General features: G+C 66.8%; 19 protein-coding genes. 8 read left to right on the forward strand and 11 right to left on the reverse strand.

What is annotated here, in order from left to right:
- Window positions 1–67 precede the first annotated feature (67 nt).
- Window positions 68–2,980: a putative bifunctional diguanylate cyclase/phosphodiesterase gene (locus NX778_RS01000; RefSeq protein WP_258809826.1), complete on the forward strand. Its 2,913-nt coding sequence runs from the start codon at window positions 68–70 to the stop codon at window positions 2,978–2,980.
- Window positions 2,981–3,121: 141 nt separating this feature from the next.
- On the opposite strand, the gene NX778_RS01005 is transcribed toward NX778_RS01000, so the two are convergent.
- Window positions 3,122–3,571: a DUF4124 domain-containing protein gene (locus tag NX778_RS01005; protein WP_258809827.1), complete on the reverse strand. Its 450-nt coding sequence runs from the start codon at window positions 3,569–3,571 to the stop codon at window positions 3,122–3,124.
- A 209-nt stretch (window positions 3,572–3,780) separates the two neighbouring features.
- Here NX778_RS01005 and NX778_RS01010 point away from each other — a divergent pair, with 209 nt between their 5' ends.
- From NX778_RS01010 to NX778_RS01020, 3 genes are read left to right on the forward strand one after another with little or no spacing between them, the layout of a single operon-like run.
- Window positions 3,781–4,593, forward strand: a complete 813-nt coding sequence (locus NX778_RS01010) for a gluconate 2-dehydrogenase subunit 3 family protein (protein WP_258809828.1) — start codon at window positions 3,781–3,783, stop codon at window positions 4,591–4,593.
- Window positions 4,593–6,362 carry a GMC family oxidoreductase gene (locus tag NX778_RS01015; RefSeq protein ID WP_258809829.1) on the forward strand — a complete coding sequence of 590 codons (1,770 nt, stop codon included), beginning with the start codon at window positions 4,593–4,595 and terminating at the stop codon, window positions 6,360–6,362. Before NX778_RS01010 ends, NX778_RS01015 begins: the two co-directional genes overlap by 1 nt.
- Complete coding sequence (locus NX778_RS01020) at window positions 6,359–7,510, forward strand: c-type cytochrome (RefSeq protein WP_258809830.1); 1,152 nt, start codon at window positions 6,359–6,361, stop codon at window positions 7,508–7,510. Before NX778_RS01015 ends, NX778_RS01020 begins: the two co-directional genes overlap by 4 nt.
- Window positions 7,511–7,823: 313 nt before the next feature.
- Here NX778_RS01020 and NX778_RS01025 read toward each other — a convergent pair whose 3' ends face one another.
- The 5 genes from NX778_RS01025 to ompR form a co-directional block, all read right to left on the reverse strand.
- Entirely contained in the window at window positions 7,824–8,186 is a 363-nt protein-coding gene (locus NX778_RS01025) for a YXWGXW repeat-containing protein (RefSeq protein WP_258809831.1), read from the reverse strand.
- 108 nt (window positions 8,187–8,294) lie between these two features.
- Window positions 8,295–8,675, reverse strand: a complete 381-nt coding sequence (locus NX778_RS01030) for a RidA family protein (protein WP_258809832.1) — start codon at window positions 8,673–8,675, stop codon at window positions 8,295–8,297.
- Window positions 8,675–9,643: a threo-3-hydroxy-L-aspartate ammonia-lyase gene (locus tag NX778_RS01035; RefSeq protein ID WP_258809833.1), complete on the reverse strand. Its 969-nt coding sequence runs from the start codon at window positions 9,641–9,643 to the stop codon at window positions 8,675–8,677. The genes NX778_RS01030 and NX778_RS01035 overlap by 1 nt, the downstream gene beginning before the upstream one ends.
- Window positions 9,644–9,672: 29 nt before the next feature.
- Window positions 9,673–11,037, reverse strand: coding sequence for a sensor histidine kinase family protein (locus NX778_RS01040; RefSeq protein WP_258809834.1), 1,365 nt, complete (start codon window positions 11,035–11,037; stop codon window positions 9,673–9,675).
- Window positions 11,037–11,798 carry an osmolarity response regulator transcription factor OmpR gene (gene ompR, locus NX778_RS01045; RefSeq protein WP_258809835.1) on the reverse strand — a complete coding sequence of 254 codons (762 nt, stop codon included), beginning with the start codon at window positions 11,796–11,798 and terminating at the stop codon, window positions 11,037–11,039. The genes NX778_RS01040 and ompR overlap by 1 nt, the downstream gene beginning before the upstream one ends.
- A gap of 198 nt (window positions 11,799–11,996) precedes the next feature.
- On the opposite strand from ompR, the gene NX778_RS01050 reads away from it, so the two are divergent.
- From NX778_RS01050 to NX778_RS01060, 3 genes are all read left to right on the forward strand, one after another.
- Window positions 11,997–12,416 (forward strand): hypothetical protein, encoded by a 420-nt coding sequence (locus tag NX778_RS01050; RefSeq protein WP_258809836.1) that lies wholly within the window; start codon window positions 11,997–11,999, stop codon window positions 12,414–12,416.
- A 135-nt stretch (window positions 12,417–12,551) separates the two neighbouring features.
- Window positions 12,552–14,438: a flagellar assembly protein A gene (locus NX778_RS01055; RefSeq protein ID WP_258809837.1), complete on the forward strand. Its 1,887-nt coding sequence runs from the start codon at window positions 12,552–12,554 to the stop codon at window positions 14,436–14,438.
- A 74-nt stretch (window positions 14,439–14,512) separates the two neighbouring features.
- Window positions 14,513–14,992: a chemotaxis protein CheW gene (locus NX778_RS01060; RefSeq protein ID WP_258809838.1), complete on the forward strand. Its 480-nt coding sequence runs from the start codon at window positions 14,513–14,515 to the stop codon at window positions 14,990–14,992.
- A 64-nt stretch (window positions 14,993–15,056) separates the two neighbouring features.
- On the opposite strand, the gene NX778_RS01065 is transcribed toward NX778_RS01060, so the two are convergent.
- The 4 genes from NX778_RS01065 to NX778_RS01080 are packed head-to-tail and all read right to left on the reverse strand — an operon-like array spanning window position 15,057 to window position 19,424.
- Window positions 15,057–17,036, reverse strand: coding sequence for an ATP-binding cassette domain-containing protein (locus NX778_RS01065; RefSeq protein ID WP_258809839.1), 1,980 nt, complete (start codon window positions 17,034–17,036; stop codon window positions 15,057–15,059).
- Between the two features lie 4 nt (window positions 17,037–17,040).
- On the reverse strand, window positions 17,041–17,925 hold the full coding sequence (gene prmB / locus NX778_RS01070) for a 50S ribosomal protein L3 N(5)-glutamine methyltransferase (RefSeq protein ID WP_258809840.1): 885 nt from the start codon (window positions 17,923–17,925) through the stop codon (window positions 17,041–17,043).
- A 15-nt stretch (window positions 17,926–17,940) separates the two neighbouring features.
- Complete coding sequence (dapE, locus tag NX778_RS01075; RefSeq protein ID WP_258809841.1) at window positions 17,941–19,077, reverse strand: succinyl-diaminopimelate desuccinylase; 1,137 nt, start codon at window positions 19,075–19,077, stop codon at window positions 17,941–17,943.
- Window positions 19,074–19,424, reverse strand: coding sequence for an ArsC family reductase (locus tag NX778_RS01080; RefSeq protein ID WP_258809842.1), 351 nt, complete (start codon window positions 19,422–19,424; stop codon window positions 19,074–19,076). The genes dapE and NX778_RS01080 overlap by 4 nt, the downstream gene beginning before the upstream one ends.
- Before the next feature lie 170 nt (window positions 19,425–19,594).
- Between NX778_RS01080 and NX778_RS01085 the strand changes: the two genes are divergently transcribed.
- Window positions 19,595–21,259, forward strand: a complete 1,665-nt coding sequence (locus NX778_RS01085; protein WP_258809843.1) for an alkaline phosphatase family protein — start codon at window positions 19,595–19,597, stop codon at window positions 21,257–21,259.
- A gap of 133 nt (window positions 21,260–21,392) precedes the next feature.
- Here NX778_RS01085 and NX778_RS01090 read toward each other — a convergent pair whose 3' ends face one another.
- On the reverse strand, window positions 21,393–22,529 hold the full coding sequence (locus NX778_RS01090; RefSeq protein ID WP_258809844.1) for a PilT/PilU family type 4a pilus ATPase: 1,137 nt from the start codon (window positions 22,527–22,529) through the stop codon (window positions 21,393–21,395).
- Window positions 22,530–22,557 lie beyond the last annotated feature (28 nt).

The following is a 22,557-nucleotide window of genomic DNA, read 5'->3' on the forward strand; positions in this document are numbered from 1 at the left end:
GGCCGACCGGCCGGGATGACCCAAGTGATACAGTGTTATGTTCCAGCCGTCCCCCCCTAAAACCAGCGTGAATGCGATCCACCGGATGGTGGATGGCGCGCTGCGCCTGCTGTCGGTGTACGCGGTGCCCCTCGTGGTGGCGCTGCTGTCGGTGGTGGCGCTGGGCTGGTGGACCGACCGTTACGTCGACGGCAGCGGCCAGCAGCAGGTGCCGCTGCGCGTCGTGGCCGATCCCGGCGCGCGGCTCGATCCGCAGTCCGCGCTGCGCATGCTCGAAGGCGAGCAGCCGGTCGACTACTACGAAACCCATCTGTCCGAAGCGCCGGTGTGGTTCCTCGCCGCCACCCGCGGCGTGCCCGGCGACGCCGACTACGTTGAATTCCCGTCGCGCCATGCGCTGCATATCCAGTGCTGGGACCCGGCCAGCCTGCAGCCGCTGGGCGAAGCCACGCGCGCCAACGCCAGCGGTGCGCTCAGCGCGGTCAAGGCCGGCTTCGCGATCCGGCTGTGGAACACCCCGACCGCGGTGCTGTGCCGCGCCAGCTTCGCCGGACCCGCGCACCTGACCGCGGTCCAGTGGCCGGCCGAACAGCTGCTGCTGTCGACCCAGCACTTCCACCGCAATTCCGGCCTGCTCGATGGCGGCATGATCGTGCTGACCGTGTTCATCCTGGTCACCGCGCTGATCAACCGCCAGGTGCTGTACCTGCAGTTCGCTGCCTGGCTGGTGCTGAACCTGCGGGTCGGCTCGCTGTCGGCGGGCTGGGACGTGCAGTGGCTGGGCCAGACCGTGCCCGAAAGCTGGCTGCTGCCGGGCCGCGCGATCAGCATGGCCCTGTATGCGATCGCCACCGTCACCCTGTACATGACCCTGTTCGGCCCGGAGCTGCTGCGCACCCGCTTCAGCCCCGCGCTGCGCGTCACGCAGTGGCTGGCGCTGGCGCTGCTGCCGCTGGCGATCTTCCTGCCCTACGGGTCCTTCCTGCCGGTGATGTGGGTGTTCGTCGCGGTCGGCCTGGTGCTGCTGGGGATTGGCCTGGGCAGCGTGATCATGAGCGTGCAGTCGCGCGTGGCGCTGTGGTTCGGCGCCTCGTTCGGCGTCACGCTGGTGTCCAACTTCGCCGAGGTGGTGGCGGCGGCGCTCGGCGTGCACGACCTGGTCGGCATCGCCAACAGCGTCACCGCGGCGCTGGCCTCGAACCTGCTGGCCGCGCTCGCGATCGCCGAGCAGATGCGGCTGGAGACGGTCAAGCGGATCGCGGCCCAGGCCGAGCTGGAACACGCCTACGAGGCCATGCCGCTGGGCCTGTTCACGCTCGACCTGTACGGCCACTTCCAGTCGGCCAATCCGGCGCTGTGCGCGATGCTGGGTGCGGACGCCATCATCCCGGGCCGCACGCGCTGGCAGCAGTTCTTCGAGGACGCCACCCTCGGCCGCCTGCAGGACGGGGTGCACAGCCGCCACGACACCGAGCTGGAACTGCAGTCGCGCGACGGCGACCGCACCTTCCTGGCGCGCGCCACGCTGGCGCATGGCCGCATCGAAGGCGTGCTGGAAGATATCACCGAAAAGACCAAGGCCACCGAGCAGCTGCGCTTCATGGCCAACCACGATCCGCTGACCAAGGTGCACAACCGGCGCGGCATCGAGCAGATGTTCGAGGCGGCCGCGCTGTCTTTCGCCTCCGGCAAGCCGCTGGCGCTGGCCTACGTGGACCTCGACCGCTTCAAACTGATCAACGATTTATACGGCCACGCGGCCGGCGACGAAGTGCTCAAGCAGGTGTGCGCGCGGATGGCGATGATGCTGGGCGGCGAACAGCAGATCGGGCGCGTGGGCGGCGACGAATTCGTGATCGTGATGCCGGATACGCCGGTGCCGCTGGCATCGATGATCTGCCGCAGCATGGTCGAACGCCTCGGCCAGCAACCCTACCGGGTCGGCGACAAGGCCTTCCAGGTGCGCGGCTCGATCGGCCTGATCGAAGTGTCGCGCGGGATGGCGCTGAAGGACGCGGTATCTGCCGCCGACCGCGCCTGCCGCGAAGCCAAGCACGGCGCCGCCGATGGCCTGGTGGTGTACGAGCGCGGCTCGGCCGCCTTCCACGAGCGTGAGGCCGAACTCAAGCTGGTGGCGCGCCTGTCCGGGCCGAAGCCGACCGAGGACATGTTCATCGAGATGCAGCCGATCATGTCGCTCAAGCGGCCCAAGGAATCGCTCAATTTCGAAGTGCTGCTGCGCATGCGCGAGCCGGACGGCACGGTGGTCACCGCGGCGCCGGTGATCAGCGCCGCCGAGAAGAGCGGACGCGCCGGCGTGATCGACCGCTGGGTGCTGGCGTCCACGCTGGACTGGATCTCGGCCAACGCCGTGCGCCTGCCCAACACGCGCTTCGTGTGCATGAACCTGTCCGGCGCCTCGCTCAACGACGAGCGCTTCGTGCAGGACACGCTGGAGATCCTGGCCAGCCGCAGCGCCGTCACCGACCGCCTGTGCATCGAGATCACGGAAAGCGTGGCGCTGCATGACCTGGACAACACGCGGCGCTTCATCGAGCAGGTGCGGGCCCACGGGGTCAAGGTGGCGCTGGACGACTTCGGCGCCGGCTACACCTCGTTCTCCTACCTGAAGGAGCTGCCGGCGGACGTGCTCAAGATCGACGGCAACTTCATCGTCAACATCAACGCGCATCCGGCCAACGTCGCAATCGTGGAGGCGATCGTCAACCTGGCGGTCAACCTGGGCATGAAGACGATCGCGGAATGGGCCGAGGATGCGGCCACGGTGCGCACGCTGGCGGAGATCGGCGTGGACTATGTGCAGGGCTGGGCGGTGGCGCGCGCGCAGGCGCCGGAGCGGCTGCTGCAGATGAAATCGTCGGCCGACTTCATCGAGGACCCCGAGGTCAGCGACATCGTGCGCTGCCTGGCCAGCGAGCCGGGTCAGGTGCCGTATGAGCTGGTGGCGCGGGTGCACTGAGCTAATCGACAACCGTCGTCCCGGCGGAGGCCGGGACCCATAGACCGCTTGAGTAATCGAACCGTTGCGCCGTAGGCCCGCCAGCTCAGCATGGGTCCCGGCCTTCGCCGGGACGACGGCGTGGGCTAACAAGAGAGTTAGCTACTGCGCCGCCTGCCTCCCCATCTCATCATCGTTGATCAGCATGCGCATATGCGCCGCCCTGAGCGTGGCTTCGTCGCGCGACAGCGGCACGCGCTTGCCGGCCGGTGTCTTGTACTTGGAACGCGGCGGTGGCGGCATGCGCTCGACGCCCGGCGCCGGCACCGTCGTGGCGGGCGCGGTCACCTGCGGTTCATCGCCGCCCAAGCCGGTCGCCCCCGCGCTACCCGAACTGCCCACCTGCGCCGCGCCGCGCGCCGCCGGCAGCCGCTCCGGCGCCGCATCCGGGATCACCAGGGTCACGCGCGAGCCGGCGGGACAGGGCTGGTCGGTCAGCGTCACATGGCCCGCGCTGTCGACGCATTTGAGGATGTCCGGTCCGGCCAGCGCGCCGGGCGCCGCACTCGCGGCTAGCAATATCAGGCTCATCTGGCAGGCGGTGGTTCTCATGACGGCTCCTCGGCAAGGCATGCTGCTTATTGTGCGCCCCTGCTCGTGTGTTATCTGTACGCTAACGTACCGACGTCACCTTTGCTGCATCGGCATTGCCCCGCCTGCCAGCGAACCGCCGCGCATCCAGCCGCTCTAATGCTCCACTGGACGCAGCCATTTGACGTCCCGTTCCATCCGAAAAAAAACGCAGCGGAGAGAGGACGCAAATGGAAAAGCTGTCGCGAAGATCGTTCTTCAAGGCCGCCGGCGCAAGCGCCGCGGTCATCGCCGGGAAGGCCCACGCGCTCACGCACGACGACCCGGCCCATGCCCATGATTCTCCTCAGCAAATGGGGAGCGGCGCGGCGCCTGCCACGGCCTACACCTTCTTCCGGCCCGACGAGGCGCGCTTCATCGAGGCCGCGGTGGCGCGACTGATCCCGTCCGACGCCAACGGCCCTGGCGCCATCGAAGCCGGGGTGCCCAACTATATGGACAAGCAGCTCGGCGGCGCCTGGGGCGCGGGCGAGCGCCTGTACCGCAGCGGGCCGTGGCAGCAGGGTGTGCCGGGGCAGGGCTACCAGCTGCCGTTCACGCCGGCCGAGCTGTTTCACAATGCGCTGCGCGCCATCAACGATGACATCCAGCGGCGCCGCAATACCAGCTTCGACCGCCTGCCCGGCGAGGAACAGGATGCCTACCTGCAATCGCTGCAGACCGGCAAGCAAAGCCTGAACGGGGTGCCGGCCAATACCTTCTTCGAGTCGCTGCTGGGGCTGACCATCGAAGGCTTTTTCAGCGACCCCATCTACGGCGGCAACAAGGACATGGTGGCCTGGAAAATGATCGGCTTCCCCGGCGCCTACGCCAACTACTACGACCTGGTCGACCAGCACGGCATGCTGTTCACGCGCCCGCCGATGTCGATCGGCGAAAACGTGCGCGGCATGGTCATGGTCGACCCGGTCAGCCCGCCTGCCACCGCACCATCCGCCGAAGCCCCGCATGCGGGCCCGGCGAAGAAGAAGGGAGGGCACTGATGGCTACCCGGCTGAAAGAATGTGATGCCGTGCTGATCGGCGTCGGGCTGGTCGGCACCATGCTCGGGCGCGAGCTGACCAGGGCCGGACTCAGGGTGGTGGGCCTGGAGCGCGGCAATCCGCAATTCACGGTTCCCGATTTCCAGGGCCCGCAGATTCATGATGAGCTGCGCTATTCGGTGCGCAAGGCCTTCATGCAGGACAACACCAAGGAAGCGATGACCTTCCGGAACAACGGCAAGCAGGTCGCCTTGCCGATCCGCCGCTGGGAAAGCTTCCTGCCGGGCACCGGGCTCGGTGGCGCGGCCGTGCACTGGAACGGCCAGACCTACCGCTTCCAGGACAGCGAGCTGCAACTGCGTTCGCACCACGAGCAGCGCTACGGCAAGGACTTCATCGATCCCGAGCTGACGATCCAGGACTGGGGCGTCACCGCCGCCGAGCTGGAGCCGTATTACGACCGCTTCGAATACCTGCTGGGAACCAGCGGGCAGGCCGGCAATGTGCGCGGCCAGAAGTTCGATGGCGGCAACCCGTTCGAGGATCCCCGTTCGCGCGCCTACCCGACGCCGCCGATGAAGGAACCCTACGGCTCGGCCATCTTCCGCAAGGCCGCAACCAGCCTCGGCTACCATCCTTTCCCGCAGCCCTCGTCCAACCTGTCGCAGCCGTACACCAATCCGGAAGGCATGTCGATGGGCACCTGCATGTTCTGCGGCTATTGCGAGCGCTACGCCTGCGAGCACTTCGCCAAGTCCTCGCCGCAGACCATCTTGCTGCCGGTGCTGCTCAAGGACAAGAACTTCACGGTCAAGACGCAGTCGCAGGTCCTGCGCATCAACCTGTCCAAGGACAAGAAGCGCGCCACCGGCGTCACCTACATCGATGCCGCCGGGCGCGAGTTCGAGCAGCCGGCCAAGATGGTGATCCTGTGCTCGTTCGCGCTTAACAATGTGCGCATGCTGCTGCTGTCAGGCATCGGCGAGCCCTACGATTCCGCCACCGGGCGCGGCCAGGTCGGGCGCAACTATGCCTACCAGACCACCAGCGCGGTGCAGGTGTTCTTCGACGAGTCGGTTAACATCAATCCCTTCATGCGCTCCGGCGCGAACGGCATGGTGATGGCCGATTTCGTCGCCGACAACTTCGACCACGGCCCGCACAAGTTCGTCGGCGGCGCCTACCTGGGCGAGGTCATGACCAATGGCCGGCCGATCGAATTCCATCCCACGCCGCCGGGGACGCCGGCCTGGGGCGCGGCCTGGAAGGCGGCCGTGGTCAAGCACTACAACCACACCTCGGTGGTCAGTACCCACGGCACGTCGATGTCGAGCCGGAACAACTACCTGTCGCTGGACCCGACCTACAAGGATGCCTGGGGCCAGCCGCTGCTGCGCATCACTTTCGACTTCCCGGCCAATGACCTGCGCATGTCCGCCTTCGTCACGTCCAAGGCGATGGACATCGGGCGCGCGATGGGCGGTCGCATGGTGGCCGGCGGCCCGCGCAAGGGGCCGTATGTGGTGACCCAGTACCAGACCACCCACAACACCGGGGGCACCATCATGGGCATGAGTCCACAAGACAGCGTGGTCAACCGCTACCTGCAAAGCTGGGACGTGCCGAACCTGTTCGTGATCGGCGCCTCCAACTTCCCGCAGAACGCGAGCTACAACCCGACCGGTACGGTTGGCGCGCTGGCCTATTTCTCGGCCGAGGCGATCGTCCACCGCTACCTGAAGTCTCCCGGACCATTGGTGCAAGCATGAACACGACTACCAGGATATGCGCGGGACTGGCGACGCTGGCGCTGGTGGCCTGCGCGGGGCGCGGCACGGTCGAGGGCGGCGGCGGGGCGAACGCGGGTGGCGGCGCGCCGCAGGGCGCTGGCGCAATGACCCAAGGCGGCTCGACGCAAGGTAGCGCGTCCCAGACCGGCGGCGGACGGAGTGTCACCGCGGCGGAGCCTGGCGGCCAGCCGACCCAGGCCGCGATGATGCAGGAACAGCAGGCGCAGGGAGGGGCCGCGCTGGCGCTGGGGCAGCCGGGGGCATCAGCGGCCCCGCCGGCCGGGCCGGCGCAGCCGCAGGCGGGGGAGCAGATCGCCAGCAAGGGTACGCCCAACGGCGTGACCGCCTGCGTGGCTTGCCACGGCGCACAAGGCGAGGGCAACGCGGCCGGTGGCTTCCCGCGCATCGCCGGGCAAAGCGCCTGGTACATCGGCAAACAGCTAGCCGCCTATGCCAACGGGGCGCGCGTCAACCCGGTCATGGAGCCGGTCGCCAAAGGGCTGAGCGCGGAACAGATCCGCGATGTTGCCGCATATTACGCGTCGCTGGGCGGAGGCGCAGGTAGCGCCGCCAGTGCGGGCGCGAAGGCGGCGGGCGGTGCGGCGGCGCGTGGCCTGCTGCTTGCCACCAAGGGCGATGAAGTGCGGCGCGTGCAGGCCTGCGCCAACTGCCACGGCCCGGGCGGCGCTGGCGAGCCGCCGGCCAGTCCCTATCTGGCGGGCCAGCATGCCAACTACCTGAGCGCGGCGATGCAAGCGTGGAAGAGCGGGGCGCGCAAGACGGATCCCTCGGGGCAGATGGTGGAAATCGCGCGGGCATTGAACGATGCCGACGTCGCGGCCATCGCAGCTTTCTTCAGCGCGCAGCCGGCGCCGCCGCCGGCGGGCAAGCTGGTCAACGTCGCGACCGGCACCGCCGCGCATCCGGCAGTGGCGGCCGCGGCCGGGGCGCCGGGGCCGCGCGTGGGCGGTGCGACGGCCGCCGGCGTCACCGGCGGCGGTACCGAGCAAGGGGCGCCGCTCACGGGCGGCAGCCAGGGGCCGGGCGGTGGCGGCGGCACGCAAGGAACGATACCGCCGCAGCCGCCGCAAACGCCGCAGACGCAGCAAGCGCCGGTCCGGCGATGAGACAAGACCGTTCCAGCGCTCGCTCGTTCGCGGCAGGCTTAGCAAAGAGCGAGCGTCGTATCGGCGAAGGCCGGGACCGATAGATCGTCTGATTTGTCGAAAAGCCGGAGCTTGTCCACGAATCGCTGGTTCGCGACGGTCACTCCGCCGCGAGAAGGGAAAGAAATGAGTACGTCGTTCCCGCGCACGCGGGAACCCCATTTCTCATCCGGAGTCGCCAGCGTCAAGGTAGGCGGGTCGCAAGCAAGGGGGGGGCCCGCCTCCGCGGGAACGATGTTCTCTATAACAGCACGTTTAGGAACCCAAACGCAAATCAGTTCCGGGTCGGATCATGCGGACGACGGTCCATGTCGTTCGGCACGCCATCATGGTCGGCGTCACCGTGGGCCCAGCGGCCCGGACGCATCATCCACTGGCCGTCGCGCTGTTCCCAGGCCGGGGCGTTGTAGCGGTAGCCGTGGCGTTCGCGCATCCACGAGCCGCGCACCCAGACGTAGCGGTGGTGGCGATATTCCCAGTGACCCGGCGCCCACACGTAGCCGTGGCGCGGGCCCGGCACCACTTCGTCACGCGGCGGCGGCGGGGCCTCGCGCACGATGATGGTCTGGGCTTGGGCTGTGCCATGAAGGGCGCCAAAGGAACCGGCGAGCAGGGCGGCGATGATCAGTTTTTTCATGACTTCCTCCTTTAACCTGTGGTCATGCCAAGGTACGCTTAGCTCGGTAGGAAATCGGTGCGCTGCCCCGCTTTGGCTTGTAAAAATTGTTACGCGGACTGACAAGCCTCAGGCGCCGGGACGCTGCGCCACGAGTTGAACTTCGACCATGAATCCGTAATGCAAGCCCGGCACCGGCACGACGGCGCGGGCCGGCTTGTGTGTGCCGAACACATTTGCATACAGCGCATTAAACGCGGGCCAGTTTTCCACGCCAACAATGTAGGCCGTGCACTGGACCACGTCCGCAAAGCCGCAGCCCGCTGCGCACAATACTTTTTCGCACTGCTCGAACACGGAGCCGCACTGCGCCTCGAAGCCCGCCGTGGCAGGATCGACTGCGCCCGCCGCCGGCAAGATTCCGGACAAGAACACCAGCCCGCCCGCCGCCACCGCCTGCGAATAATGGCCCGCAGGCGCGGGCAGTTCCGGCGACTGGATCAGCTCCATCAGCCCGCCACCAGCTGGGCGAAGCGCGCCAGGTCGACGTTGCCGCCGCTGATCAGGATGCCGACTTTCTTGCCCTCGACCGGATACACGCCATGCAGCGCGGCAGCCGCCGCCAGGCAGCCGGTCGGCTCCACCACGATCTTCATGCGTTCGGCAAAGAAGCGCATGGTGGCCTTCAGCTGTTCGTCGCTGACGGTGACGATGTCGTCCACGAAGCGCTGGATCACCGCGAAATTATGGTGGCCCAGGTGGCTGGTCTGGGCGCCGTCCGCGATGGTCTGCGGCACCGGGATGTCGACGATCTCGCCGCGCCGCAGCGACTGCTGGCCGTCGTTGCCGGCTTCCGGCTCGACCCCGATCACCTTGCACGAAGGCGACAGCGTGGCCGCCGCCAGCGCGCAGCCGGCCAGCAGGCCGCCACCGCCCAGCGGCACCAGCAACACGTCGAGCTGGCCGGCGTCTTCGATCAATTCCTTGGCCGCCGTGCCCTGGCCGCAGATCACGTCCGGATGGTCGTAGGGCGGGATCAGCGTCATGCCGCGCTCTTGCGCCAGGCGTACGCCGATTTCCTCGCGGTTTTCCTTGTAGCGGTCGTAGGTGATGACCTCGCCACCGTAGCCGCGCGTCGCCCGCACTTTCAGCTCCGGCGCGTCCAGCGGCATGATGATGGCCGATTTGATGCCCATCAGGCTGGCCGACAGGGCGATAGCCTGCGCGTGGTTACCCGACGAGAAAGTGAGCACGCCGGCGCGCTTCTGCCCGTCGGAGAAGCGCGAGATCGCGTTGTACGCGCCGCGGAACTTGAACGCACCCATGCGCTGCAGGTTCTCGCATTTGAAGTACAGCTCGGCGCCGGCCATCGCGTTGGCGGTGCGCGAGGTCATCACCGGCGTGCGGTGCGCCGCGCCCTTGATGCGGGCCGCGGCGGCTTCGATATCGCTGTACTGGAGTTGGACGTTGTCGGTCATGGTCTCGTGCGGTGAAAGTGAAAATGAATTCAGCGCGCCAGCGGCAGCGTGATCTGGATGCGCAAGCCGCCGCCGGGGCGGTTCTGCAGCGTCAGTTCGGCGTTGTGGCGCGACAGCACGCGCTCGACGATCGCCAGGCCCAGCCCGGCGCCGTTGGCCTGGCCGCGCGCCGTGTCCAGCCGCGTGAACGGTTTCAGCAACTGCGCGATCTGGTCCTCCGGCACACCCGGCCCGTGGTCCTGCAAGGTGATCACCGCGCGCCGGCCATGCCCGGTGGCCTTGACCTGGCAATCGATCTCGATGTCGGTGACATCCTCACCGGGCGTGCGCGCGTAGCGGCGCGCGTTCTCGACCAGGTTGTTGAGCACGCGGCGCAGGTCGGTCGAGTTGCCCATCACGTGGATATCCGGTTCGATCGACGCCTTCACCCGCATATTCGGGATGCGTTCGGCGGTATGCGCCACATCGCCCAGCATGCCGGACAGGTCGACCGGCGTGAAGGTGGCCGCTTCGGTCGGCTTGGCGTAGTCGAGGAACTGGCCGATGATCGCGTCCATCTGGGCGATGTCCGACTGCATGCCTTCGCGCGCCTCGGTCGACAGGCGCGCCATTTCGACCTCCAGCTGCATGCGCGCCAGCGGCGTGCGCAGGTCGTGCGAGATGCCGGCCAGGATCACCGCGCGGTCTTTTTCCAGCTGCGCCAGGTCGTCGACCATCTGGTTGAAACTGCGGTTGGCCTCGATGATCTCCTTCGAGCCCTTTTCCGGCAGCGCGGCGGGGCGCTGGCCTTGCGCGATCGAACGCGCGGCCGCCGTCAGGCGCGCCAGCGGCAGGTTGATCAGGCTGGAAATGAGGGCCGCGCCCAGCACCGACAGCGCGCCCACCACGCTGGCCCAGCCGATCCACTGCACCCGCGTCAGGCCGGCCAGGCGGTCGCGCTCCAGCATCAGCCAGTATTTGTCGCCATCGATGTTAAAGCTGATCCAGAAGCCGGGAACGTCGTTGACGCGGCGCGAGAAGCGCGTGTCGGGTCCGAGCTTGTCGCGCACCACGGCCGCGATCTCCGGCATCATCGCCGTGGTCGACGGTGGCTCGACGCGGTCGGTCGGCTCCAGCGGCAGGATGCGGATGCCTTCGTTCGACACCAGCTCGAACAGCAGCTCGCGCCGCAATTCGGGCGCCGAGTGCGTGAGCGCGGCCTTGGTGATGGTCACCACCGAGACCACCAGTTCGGCGGTCTGCTGCACCTGCGGTCCGCGCTGGACCAGGTTGACGATGCCGATCCACGAGCCCATCGACAGCGTGGTCAGCACCGACAGCAGGAAGAAAGTGCGCCAGAACAGCCCGCTCCTGATCCAGCCGAAGCGCGCCACGCGCGGGAAGAAAGCGGTCACTAGCGCGGTTGGCCTTCAGGGATGAACACGTAGCCCAGGCCCCACACGGTCTGGATGTAGAGCGGGCTGGAAGGATCCGGCTCGATCAGCTTGCGCAGGCGCGAGATCTGCACGTCCAGCGAGCGGTCGAACACCTCGTATTCGCGGCCGCGCGCCAGTTCCATCAGCTTCTCGCGCGACAGCGGCTGGCGCGCGTGGCGCGCGAACACCTTCAGCACCGAGAATTCGCCGGTGGTCAGGGGCACGGTCTCGCCGTTTTTCTTGAGCGTGCGGGTGCCCAGGTCGAGCACGAAATCACCGAACTCGAAGCTCTGCGGCGTCTCCGACGGCGCGCCTGGGATTTCGTCCGGGCCTTTGCGCCGCAGCACCGCGCCGATGCGCGCCACCAGCTCGCGCGGGTTGAAGGGTTTGGGCAGGTAGTCGTCCGCGCCCATTTCCAGGCCGACGATGCGGTCCACGTCTTCGCCCTTGGCGGTCAGCATGATGATCGGGGTCTGGTCGCCGGCGCCGCGCAGGCGGCGGCAGATCGACAGCCCGTCTTCGCCCGGCAGCATCAGGTCCAGCACCAGCAGGTCGTAGCGCTCGCGCAGCCACAGCTTGTTCATCGCCGTCGCATTCTCCGCGGTGACCACGGTGAAGCCCTGTTCGGTGAGGTAGCGGCGCAACAGGTCGCGCAGGCGAACGTCGTCGTCCACGACCATGATCTTGGCCGAATGGCCGCCCGCGTTGGGGCTGGAAGGAGTGTTAGAGGGAGTTGTCATCTTTACTCTGCGTTTGTCAGAACCATATCGCTATGGTAACTTCTTAGGCTGGACTGTGCGCCTGTTCATAACCCGGCATTACATTGTGTTACAAACTTTACCCAATTGGCCTTATACCCGTCAGGGATTATGCATACACTGGGTACGAGTCGATTGGAAGCTTATCTGTTTATCTGGCATCGCGACAAGAGGAACACCATGAACTACGCGCCCACTCCAACCCAAGCATCGTGCCCCGCCATTGGCGGCCGTTTGCTGGCGCGTGCGCTGCGTGTAGGCGCGGCGGCCTGTGTGGCCGCGGCCGTGGTCTGCGCGCCCGCGTTCGCCCAGCGGAATGGCGACTCCCGCAACCAGGATCCCCAGCATGCGCAAGACGGGCGCATGCCGCAGCGTGTCCCGGACCAGCCGCAACCGCGCTTCGATCCGCGCTCGTTCGACAGCCGCGAGTTTACCCCGCGCCAGGATCCGCGCGCGCAAGACCCGGCCGCCCGCGGCCAGGACCAGCACCATCCCGCCCCGGCCACCAGCCGCATGACGCCGGACGAACGGCGCGACCTGCGCCGCCAGATCAACGAAGCGGGCATGGACCTGTACACCCGTCCGCAGCCACGGCGCTGACTGTGGCGCGCTTGCCCATGCGGCAGGCATATATTTGTTGCCTAAGATTTATTTTGTGTTAGCGACGTGTTACGCTAGCCAGGTCAGCTGTAGCCTTTGACGGCCACGGCAATGCAACCGACCCGGAGCGTGACCTTGCCGACTGATCCCGCCGCAGCAAAAACCGAGACGCCGCCGCCCGGTCCGGATGCCGCCATGCCCGAGTACGGCGTGGTGCAGCGTGCCGACGGCGTCTATCTCGATCCTTCGCTGCAGCGCCCGGCGCTGATGATGGCGGTCGACAGCATCCTGTCCAACGATAACTACTTCACCGGGCTCGCCTATCCGGTGCTGATGCGCGCCCTGTATGGCGTCGGCCCCAAGGCCGTGCCGGGCGAGGATGGGTGGCTGCGTTTCGCCTCCGGCATCGCGCCGTTCACGCCGGCGCGGCGCGAGCTGTACCGCGCGGTCCGCATCGACAAGGGCGCGGCCGAATACTACTTCGAGCCGGTGTACCTGGCCGACCCCGACGACCCGGATGGCGTGGGCGAACCGGCCCTGCTCAATATCGACGAATTCGTGGCTGACATGTGGGGCAAGGGCATCCGCTTCGGCATCGACATCGGCCTGGTGCGCGCCGCGATCAAGGCCGGCGGCTCGGAGCGCGCGGTGATCGCGCGCCGCCTCGAGCCGGTCCAGGGCGCCGATGCGCGCATCGTCGAAGTCACCGACGACATCCACCGCAGCGACGCGCCGCGCCAGCTGGCCAACGGCATGCTCGACCTGAACTCGTTCCAGAACCGCTTTCCGCAGATCCGCAAGGACGTGCGCCTGCTGCAGAAGATCCCGCGCGTGGCCGGCACCGTCGGCTTCGAGCTGTCCGGTATCCAGATCGAGCCGGCGGTGCCCAAGGACGTGGACCTGCAGGCCTACTGCGGCCTCGGCACCGCGGTCGAGCGCACGCCGGACGGCGAATTCCTGGTCGCGAAGCAGTCCGGCTTCCTGATGGTCGACAGCCGCAGCAACCAGATTTCGGTGGGCAGCAAGATCGTCAGCCACGAGGGCGTCAGCGCCAAGACCACCGGCAACCTGGAACTGACCGGCGACTACGAGGAATTCGGCGAAGTCCAGGAAAAGCGCGTCATCGAAGGCGACAGCATCACCGTCCATGCCGACGTGTACGGCAAGATCGTCTCGCGCGGCGGCACCATCGCGCTCAACCACAACCTGATCGGCGGCGCCGCCGTCAACAAGCTGGGCGACATCCGCGTGCGCGGCATGGTCTCCAACGCGACAGTACAGGCCAGCAACGGCGAAGTGGTGCTGGAGCGCGCCGAGAACTCCGTCATCTCCGGCACCCGCATCCGCATCGACCATGCCGTCAACTGCGAGATCCTGGGCCAGGACGTCACCGTGGCCAAGGCCGAGGGCTGCGCCATCGGCGGCCGCAACATCGCGATCGAAGCGGCCGGGCCGCGGCGCCAGTCCGAGATGGTGGTCGTGGTGCAGGTGCCGGACCCGAAGAACGTCGACGCCGTGATCGCCGCCACGGCGGAACGGGTCGCGCAGCTGGCCGCGGCAGTGCAGAAGCAGAAGGCGGTGCTGGAGACCCTGACCAGCCAGCCCGAGGTGCTGAAATACCTGCGCCTGGCGACCGGCGTGCGCAAGAACGAGATCACCCTGACGCCCGAGCAGATGCCGATGTTCCAGCGCCTGGCGCAGTCGGTCGGGCCGGCGCTCAAGGACATCGGCAAGGTGTCGGCGGCGATCAGGGCCGGCGAGGCCGAGTGCGTGGTGGGGCAGGAGCTGGCGGCCAAGCTGCGCGCCCAGCGCGACGAGGCCGGCGCATCGCAACTGTCGATCGCACAGGTATCGGGCGAGACCAGGGTGCGCATGATCCACTTCGACCCGGACGGCAGCACCACCTACGACCTCCCGGTGCGCGAGATCAAGGCCCGGCTGCGCGGCATCGCCAGCTCGCAAATCCTGTTCGCCGGCAGCAGCGGCAGCTTCAACTGGCACAGCGGCACCGACGACAGCTGAGAAATATTGACAGCAGTCAACAGCCGTCATCCCATGCGCCTTTACGATAGAGGCGCTCAACCACGGGGACGGCCATGCATAGCGAATCCAGAGACAAGGGGCGCACACGCAAATTCCTGAGCTTCTCGCTCGGCGGACTGGAATACGGGCTCGATTTCGACAAGGTGCAGGAACTGCGTGTGCTCAAGTCGCTGGAGCGTTTCGCGGCGGACGGCGCGATCATCAGCGGGGTGGCGGTCTCGCGCGGGGTGATCATGCCGATCGTCGACATGCGCGCCGCCTTCGAGGGCAAGCCGGCGCAGGCCAATCCGCTGACCGATGTGATCATCCTCAAGCTGAGCAGATGCGTGATGGGGATGGTGGTGGATGGCGTGACCGGCGTGGTCAGCTTGCGGGCGGACCAGATCGTGCCGATTCCGTGCCAAGGCGCGCAGCAGGTCGATTACCTGCTCGGGCTGGGGCAGCTCGAAGGCCGCCGTCTGATTTTGGTCGATATCGACCGCCTGATGTCGATTCAGCGGGACAGGCCGGCGTTGACGCGTGTGGTCGCCTGACCACATGAAACTGCAAAAATGAGAACGTCGTCCCCGCGAAAGCGGGAACGACGTTCTTTCTGTATCAGGCTGACGCGGTGATGCCTTCCAACTGCTCCTGCAACTCCAGCCACTCCCCCTCTAGCTGCTCCAGGTCGCGGGTGCAGAAGGCCTGGTCCGCCACCAGGTTCTTGAGCTCTTCCTTCTTGCCCGCTTCGTAAATCGCCGGATCGAGCAGCTTCGCATCCACCTCGGCCTTCTTCGCATTCAGCTTGGCCATCTGCTCCTCCAGCCGCTTGATGCGCGACTCGATCGGCTTCTTCAGCGCGGACAGGCGCTGGCGCTCCTCCGCCTCCAGGCGCTTCTGCTCGCGACGGTCCACCGCGGGCGCCGGCGCGGCGGTGGCCTTCGATTCCGCCACCGGCAGCGGCGCCGGCTCCGAACCCTTGCCCAGCTTGGTCTGGAACAGCCACTCCTTGTAGTCGTCCAGGTCGCCGTCGAAGGGCTGCAGCTTGCCGTCGGCGACGATCAGGAACTGCTCGGTGGTCGCGCGCAGCAAGTGGCGGTCGTGCGACACCAGCACCAGCGTGCCCTCGAACTGCGCCAGCGCCAGCGTCAGCGCCTCGCGCGTTTCGAGGTCGAGGTGGTTGGTCGGTTCGTCCAGCAGCAGCAGGTTAGGGCGCTGCCACACGATCAGGGCCAGCGCCAGGCGCGCCTTCTCGCCGCCGGAGAAGGGCGCGATCGGGCTGGTCACCATCTCGCCCGGGAAGTTGAAGCCGCCCAGGAAGTTGCGCAGCTCCTGCTCGCGCGTGGTCGGCGCGATCTTCGCCAGGTGCCACAGCGGCGATTCGTCATGCCGCAGCATCTCCACCTGGTGCTGCGCGAAGTAGCCGATCGACAGGCCCTTGCCCAGCGTCGCCGTGCCGTCCAGCGGCGCCAGCTCACCCGCGATCGTCTTAATCAGGGTCGACTTGCCGGCGCCGTTCACACCCAGCAGGCCAATGCGCTGCCCGATCTGCAGCGAGAAGTTCACGCGGTGGACGATGGCCTTGCCGTCGACTTTGTCGCCGTGCGCGTCCAGCAGCGGGTAGCCCGCTTCCACGTCCTCCATCACCAGCAGCGGATTCGGCGCCGACAGCGGCTCGCGGAATTCGAACGAGAACTCGGCCGCCGCGCGCAGCGGCGCCAGCTCCTCCATCTTGGCCAGCGCCTTCATGCGGCTCTGGGCCTGGCGCGCCTTGGTGGCCTTGGCCTTGAAGCGGGTGATGAAGGATTCGAGGTGGGCCTTGGTGCGCTGCTGCTTCTCGTAGGCGGCTTGCGCCAGCACCAGGTTGGCGGCGCGCTGGCGTTCGAAGTCGCTGTAGTTGCCGGAGTAGCGCTTCAGCCGCTTCTCGTCGATGTGCACGATGACGTTGACGATCCCGTCGAGGAAATCGCGGTCGTGCGAGATGATGATGAGCGTGCCCGGATAGCGCTTGAGCCAGTCCTCCAGCCAGATGATCGCGTCCAGGTCCAGGTGGTTGGTCGGCTCGTCCAGCAGCAGCAGGTCGGAAGGGCACATCAGCGCCTGCGCCAGGTTCAGGCGCATGCGCCAGCCGCCCGAGAAGCTGGCCACCGGCTGCTGCATCTGCTCCAGCGAGAAGCCCAGGCCCAGCAGCAGCTGCTCGGCGCGCGACTGCACCGTGTAGGCGTCGTGGTCCGCCAGTGCGCTGTGCACCTCGCCCATCGCGATGCCGTTCTCGGTGGTGTGCGGCGCCGCTTCCAGCCGTTCGAGTTCGGCCTGCAGCTTGCGGAGCGTGACGTCGCCGTCGATCGCATAATCGAGCGCCGCGCGCGGCAGCGGCGGCGTCTCCTGCGCCACGTAGGCCATGCGCCACTTGGACGGGAAATCGATCTCGCCCTGGTCGGGATGCAGCTCGTTGCGCAGCATCGCGAACAGGCTGGATTTGCCGGCGCCGTTCGCGCCGACCAGGCCGATCTTGTCGCCGGGGTTGAGCGTGAGGTCGGCGTTCTCAAGCAGCGGCTTGGTGCCGCGCATCAGGCTGACGTTCTGGAAGCGGATCATCGGCTTACTTCAATTGGTCGGCGGTCAGCAGGAACACCTGCTCGTCGCCGGCGCTGGTGGTCAGCCAGGTCAGGCCCAGGTCGCCGAATGCGGCTTCCGCGAACTCGCGCTCGTTGCCGATTTCGACCACCAGGATGCCTTCCGGCGTCAGGCGCTTGGCCGCGCCGGCCAAGATCTTGCGCACCAGGTCCATGCCGTCGGCGCCGCCGGCCAGCGCGATCTGCGGCTCGCGCAGGTACTCGGGCGGCAGCGTCTTCATCGACTCCGCATTCACGTAGGGCGGGTTGGTGACGATCAGGTCGTACTGCTTGAACGGGACGTTCTGGTACAGGTCCGACTCGATCGGGTTCACGCGGCCTTCCAGCTTGTAGTCGCGGATGTTGCGCTCGGCGACCGCCAGCGCGTCCTTCGAGATGTCGACCGCATCCACCACCGCGTTCGGGAAGGCGTCGGCCATCATGATCGCCAGGCAGCCGGAGCCCGTGCACAGCTCCAGCACATTCTCGACCGCGAAGGGATCGTCGACCCACGGCGCGAACTGCTGCGGGATCAGCTCCGCGATGAAGGAGCGCGGCACCAGCACGCGCTCGTCGACGTAGAAGTTGTAGCTGCCCAGCCAGGCCTCGTTGGTGATGTAGGCCGCCGGCACGCGCTCGGTGACGCGGCGCTCGATCACCGCCAGCACCTGCAGCACTTCCTCGTGCAGCAGGCGCGCGTCGAGGAAGGGATCGAGCTTGTCGAGCGGGAGCCTGAGGGTGTGCAGGACCAGGTAGGCCGCCTCGTCGAAGGCTTCGGCGCTGCCATGGCCGAAGAACAGCTTGGCGGCGTTGAAGCGGGTGACGGCGTAGCGCAGCAGGTCGCGCGGGGTGCGGAAGGAGTCGGTGTTCATGGCGATGTTCTCGTGTCAGCCGGCCAGCAGGCGTTCCAGCGTGCGGCGGTAGATGTTCTTGAGGGGATCGATGGAGCGCAGTTCGATGTGCTCGTCGATTTTGTGGATGCTGGCATTCGTGGGCCCGAATTCTATCACCTGGGGGCAGATGCGGGCGATGAAGCGGCCGTCGGAAGTGCCGCCGGTGGTCGACAATTCGGTCTTGACGCCGGTCTCCGCGAGGATCGCTTCGCAGATCGCGGTGGACAGGGTGCCGTGCGGTGTCAGGAAGGGCAGTCCCGACAGGGTCCAGTCCAGCTCATATTCGAGCTGGTGGTGGTCGAGGATGGCGTGCACGCGGGCCTGCAGCGACTCGGCCGTGCTGGCGGTCGAGAAGCGGAAGTTGAAGTCGACCGTCAGCGTGCCGGGGATGACGTTGTTGGCGCCGGTGCCGGCGTGGATGTTCGAGGCCTGCCACGAAGTCGGCAGGTAGTACTCGTTGCCTTCGTCCCAGACTTCGGCCGCCAGTGCGGCCAGCGCCGGTGCGGCCAGGTGGATCGGGTTGCGCGCGAACTGAGGGTAGGCGATGTGGCCCTGCACACCCTTGACCACCAGCCGGCCCGACAGCGAGCCGCGGCGGCCGTTCTTGATCATGTCGCCGAGGACGTGGCTCGACGTCGGTTCGCCGACCACGCAGTAGTCGGGCTTCTCGCCGCGGTCATCCAGCATCTCGACGACCAGTTTGGTGCCATCGGTGGCCGGGCCTTCCTCGTCGCTGGTGATCAAAAACGCGATCGAGCCCTTGTGCTGCGGATACGCGGCCACGAACTCCTCGGTGGCCACCACCATCGCCGCCAGCGAGGTTTTCATGTCGGCGGCGCCGCGTCCGTACAGCTTGTCGTCGCGCCGGGTCGGCACGAAGGGATCGGAATGCCATTGCTCGCGCGGGCCGGTCGGCACCACGTCGGTGTGGCCGGCGAACACGAACAGGGGCGCTTCGCTGCCCTTGCGCGCCCACAGGTTGGTGGTGCCGTTCGACTCGATGGTCTCGCAGCGAAAGCCGAGCGGCTGCAGCAGTCCGGCGAGCTGGCGCTGGCAGCCGGCATCGTCGGGCGACACCGAGGGGCGGGCGATCAGCTCCTCGGTCAGCTGCAGCGTGCGCGACGGCTTCATGCGAACAGGGCGCGGTACTGGTCGGCCGAGAATCCGACCGAGAATTTGCCGCCGCGGTCGAGCACCGGGCGCTTGATCACGGACGGGTTGGACAGCATCAGGTCCAGCGCGCTGGTCTTGTCGGTGACGGCGGCCTTCTGCTCGTCCGTCAGGTTCCGCCAGGTCATGCCCTTGCGGTTGACCAGCACTTCCCAGTCGAGCTGTTCGAGCCATTTGGCGACGGTGGCGCGGTCCAGGCCCTGCTTCTTGAAGTCGTGGAAGGTGAACTCGTGGCCGTTGTCGGCGAGCCAGGTGCGCGCTTTCTTGACCGTGTCACAGTTGGGGATGCCGTAGAGGGTTCGTTTCATGATGATCGCGGAAATGGCTGGGCTGGCGCGCGGGCGCCGCCGGATTGGTATGCGGGGAAGCTGCGAGGATAGCACAGCTGCCATCCTGGCAAGCGATTGGCCGCGCGGGATGTCATACAGCAGACACATGGCTGGCATAATGTTGAGCTTTCAGCCACTGCCGTTTCTATATGAACCGTTTCGCTTCGCTCACCCGGCTGCTCGCGATCACCGCGCTGGCCGGCGCCGCCGCCCTGTCCGCGCACGCCGCCTCGGCCCCGGGCAAGGACCAGTCTCCCAAACTCGTGGTCGTGATGGTCATCGACGGCCTGCCCAACGAGCAGGTGCTGCGCTACCGCGACCAGTTCGCGAAGGACGGTGGCCTGCGCCGGCTGCTGGAGCAGGGCGCCGCGTTCAGCAACGCGCACCAGGCACACGGCGTCACCGTCACCGCGGTCGGCCACTCGGCGGTGCTGAGCGGCGCCTATCCCTACCGCCACGGCATCATCGGGAACAACTGGCTGGATGCCGACGGCAAGACCGTCTACTGCACCGAAGACCAGCGCTACCACTACATCGACGAGGAGACCGGCGCCCACGACGGCACCTCGCCGCACAAGCTGCGCGTCGACACGCTCGGTGACCAGCTGCGCTACGCCACCGGCGACCGCGCCAAAGTGGTGACGGTGTCCGGCAAGGACCGTGGCGCGATCCTGTTGGCGGGGAAGACCGGCACCGCCTACATGTACATGGATAAAACGGGCGACTTCGCGACCAGCACCTTCTACATGCAGTCGTATCCCGAGTGGGTGCAGCGCTTCCGCGCGGCGCGCCCGCAGGACCGCTTCTACGGCAAATCGTGGAACCGGCTGCTGCCCGATGCCGCCTACGCCGGCGACGCTCCGTACCCGGAACCGACCACCACCAACCCGAACCGCTTCCCCTTCATCTACCACAGCGAAAGCGGCGCGCCGGATGCGAAGTACTACGAGCGCCTGAAAGTTGGCCCGGCTGTCGACCAACTCACGCTGGAGTTCGCACGTGCGGCAGTGGAGGGCGAGAACCTGGGCCGCAATCCGGCCGGCGTGCCTGACCTCTTGGGCATCAGCCTGTCGGGCCACGACTACGTCAACCACGCCTACGGACCGGAAAGCGTGATGTCGCACGACCACCTGCAGCAGCTGGACCGCATGATCGGCAGCTTCTTCGGCTATCTCGACAAGCGCATCGGGCTCGATAACGTGCTGGTGGTGCTGACCGCGGACCACGGCTTCGCCAATTCGCCCGAATTCAGCCAGGCGCGCCACATCGACGCGCTGCGCATTAATCCGGGAACACTGGTGGACGCGCTCAACGCCGATCTGGAGCAAAGCTATGGCGTGGCCAAGCTCGTCAAGCGCGCGATGCTGCCGGAGGTCTACCTGGACTACGAGGCCATCGACAAGCGTGGCCTGTCGCGCTCCGAAGTGGAGAACCGTGCTGCGCGCTTCCTGCTGGCGCAGCCGGGCATCGCTCAGGTGTTCACGCGCACGCAGTTCGAGAACGGCGGCGTGCAGACCACGCGCCTGGGGGTGTTGATGCAGCGCGCCTGGAACCGCCAGCTGTCGGGCGACCTGATGGTGGTGCCGACCGCGTATTCGATCTACAGCAGCGGCACCAGCGGCGCGACCCACGGCAATCCCTATGACTACGACACCAATGTGCCGGTCATGATCATGGGTGGCCGCTGGATCAAGCCGGGCGCTTACGGCAACTACACCGAAGTGGTCGACATCGCGCCGACGCTGGCGCACCTGCTGCGTGTGCGGCCACCCGCGGCCGCCGAAGGGCGTGTGCTGACTGAAGCGCTGCGCTAGTTCGGTCGGACTAAACGAAAACGTCGTTCACGCGGAAGCGGAACGACGTTTTGTTTTTGGTGCGGCGGCAAACGCAAAAAAAAGAGAACGTCGTTCCCGCCTGCCTGCGCGGGAACGACGTTCTCTTCATGCCTTAATTATTGAGCGTGAACTCGGTGAACGACGCGCTCGGCGGCTCGTCGTCCGGCTTGCTCTCTTCGGCCTGGCCCTTCGGTCCGTTGTTGAGCAACCAAAGCAGGTTGGTGGCCGAATCGGCGTTGGCCAGCGCCTCTTCCTGCGAGACCTTGCCTTCCTTGACCAGGTTGTACAGCGCGGTCTCGAAGGTCTGCGAGCCCGGCGACAGGCTCTTGTCCATCGCTTCCTTGATCTGGCCGATTTCGCCTTTTTCGATCAGGTCCGAGATGTAGCGCGTGTTGACCATCACCTCGACCGCCGCATTGCGCGGGCCGCCGTTGGCCGAACGCACCAGGCGCTGCGACACGATCGCCTTCACCGCCGAGGACAGGTCCTGCAGCAGCGCGAAGCGGTTCTCGATCGGGTAGAAGCTGATGATGCGGTTCAGCGCGTTGTAGCTGTTGTTGGCGTGGAGCGTCGCCAGCACCAGGTGGCCCGACTGCGCATACGCCAGCGCGGCCGCCATGGTTTCCTTGTCGCGGATCTCCCCGATCAGGATGCAGTCCGGCGCCTGGCGCATCGAGTTCTTCAGCGCCGTGTGGAAGCTGAGGGCGTCGCTGCCGATTTCGCGCTGGTTGACGATCGACTTCTTGTTCCGGAACAGGAATTCGATCGGGTCTTCCAGCGTGAGGATGTGGCCGGACTTGAGCTCGTTGCGGTAGTCCAGCATGGCCGCGATCGAGGTCGACTTGCCCGAACCGGTGGCGCCCACCAGCAGCAGCAGGCCGCGCTTTTCCATGATCAGTTCCGACAGCACCGAGGGCAGGCCCAGCTCCGACAGCGCCGGGATATTCGCCGGCACGAAGCGGAACACCGCCGAGATGGTGCCGCGCTGGCGGAACGCCGACATGCGGAAGCGTCCCAGGTTGGGCACCGACACGCCCATATTGAGCTCATGCTCGCGTTCGAGTTCTTCCATCTGCTCGGGCGAGCAGACCTCGGACAGGAGGGAGAGGATATTGTCCGGGAAAAGCTTGTTCTGGTTGATCGGGATGAGAATCCCGTTGATCTTGATTTGCACCGGCGAGTTCACCGCGAAGAACATGTCCGACGCGTTTTTCTCTTTCATGAGCTGGAACAGTCGCTCCATTGCCATGGTGTTCTCTCCCTCGTTTTGTTCGAAT

This window comes from Massilia terrae, from assembly GCF_024753145.1.
Classification (GTDB): Bacteria; Pseudomonadota; Gammaproteobacteria; order Burkholderiales; family Burkholderiaceae_D; genus Telluria; species Telluria terrae.

Excerpts from the sequence above, each read along its gene's own strand:
- NX778_RS01005 (WP_258809827.1), bottom strand. The coding sequence starts at position 3,571 with ATGAGAACCACCGCCTGCCAGATGAGCCTGATATTGCTAGCCGCGAGT.
- NX778_RS01090 (WP_258809844.1), bottom strand. The coding sequence starts at position 22,529 with ATGGCAATGGAGCGACTGTTCCAGCTCATGAAAGAGAAAAACGCGTCG.
- NX778_RS01085 (WP_258809843.1), top strand. The coding sequence starts at position 19,595 with ATGAACCGTTTCGCTTCGCTCACCCGGCTGCTCGCGATCACCGCGCTG.
- NX778_RS01035 (WP_258809833.1), bottom strand. The coding sequence starts at position 9,643 with ATGACCGACAACGTCCAACTCCAGTACAGCGATATCGAAGCCGCCGCG.
- NX778_RS01025 (WP_258809831.1), bottom strand. The coding sequence starts at position 8,186 with ATGAAAAAACTGATCATCGCCGCCCTGCTCGCCGGTTCCTTTGGCGCC.
- NX778_RS01015 (WP_258809829.1), top strand. The coding sequence starts at position 4,593 with ATGGCTACCCGGCTGAAAGAATGTGATGCCGTGCTGATCGGCGTCGGG.
- NX778_RS01080 (WP_258809842.1), bottom strand. The coding sequence starts at position 19,424 with ATGAAACGAACCCTCTACGGCATCCCCAACTGTGACACGGTCAAGAAA.
- NX778_RS01010 (WP_258809828.1), top strand. The coding sequence starts at position 3,781 with ATGGAAAAGCTGTCGCGAAGATCGTTCTTCAAGGCCGCCGGCGCAAGC.
- NX778_RS01050 (WP_258809836.1), top strand. The coding sequence starts at position 11,997 with ATGAACTACGCGCCCACTCCAACCCAAGCATCGTGCCCCGCCATTGGC.
- NX778_RS01030 (WP_258809832.1), bottom strand. The coding sequence starts at position 8,675 with ATGGAGCTGATCCAGTCGCCGGAACTGCCCGCGCCTGCGGGCCATTAT.
- dapE (WP_258809841.1), bottom strand. The coding sequence starts at position 19,077 with ATGAAGCCGTCGCGCACGCTGCAGCTGACCGAGGAGCTGATCGCCCGC.
- prmB (WP_258809840.1), bottom strand. The coding sequence starts at position 17,925 with ATGAACACCGACTCCTTCCGCACCCCGCGCGACCTGCTGCGCTACGCC.
- NX778_RS01060 (WP_258809838.1), top strand. The coding sequence starts at position 14,513 with ATGCATAGCGAATCCAGAGACAAGGGGCGCACACGCAAATTCCTGAGC.
- NX778_RS01065 (WP_258809839.1), bottom strand. The coding sequence starts at position 17,036 with ATGATCCGCTTCCAGAACGTCAGCCTGATGCGCGGCACCAAGCCGCTG.
- NX778_RS01020 (WP_258809830.1), top strand. The coding sequence starts at position 6,359 with ATGAACACGACTACCAGGATATGCGCGGGACTGGCGACGCTGGCGCTG.
- ompR (WP_258809835.1), bottom strand. The coding sequence starts at position 11,798 with ATGACAACTCCCTCTAACACTCCTTCCAGCCCCAACGCGGGCGGCCAT.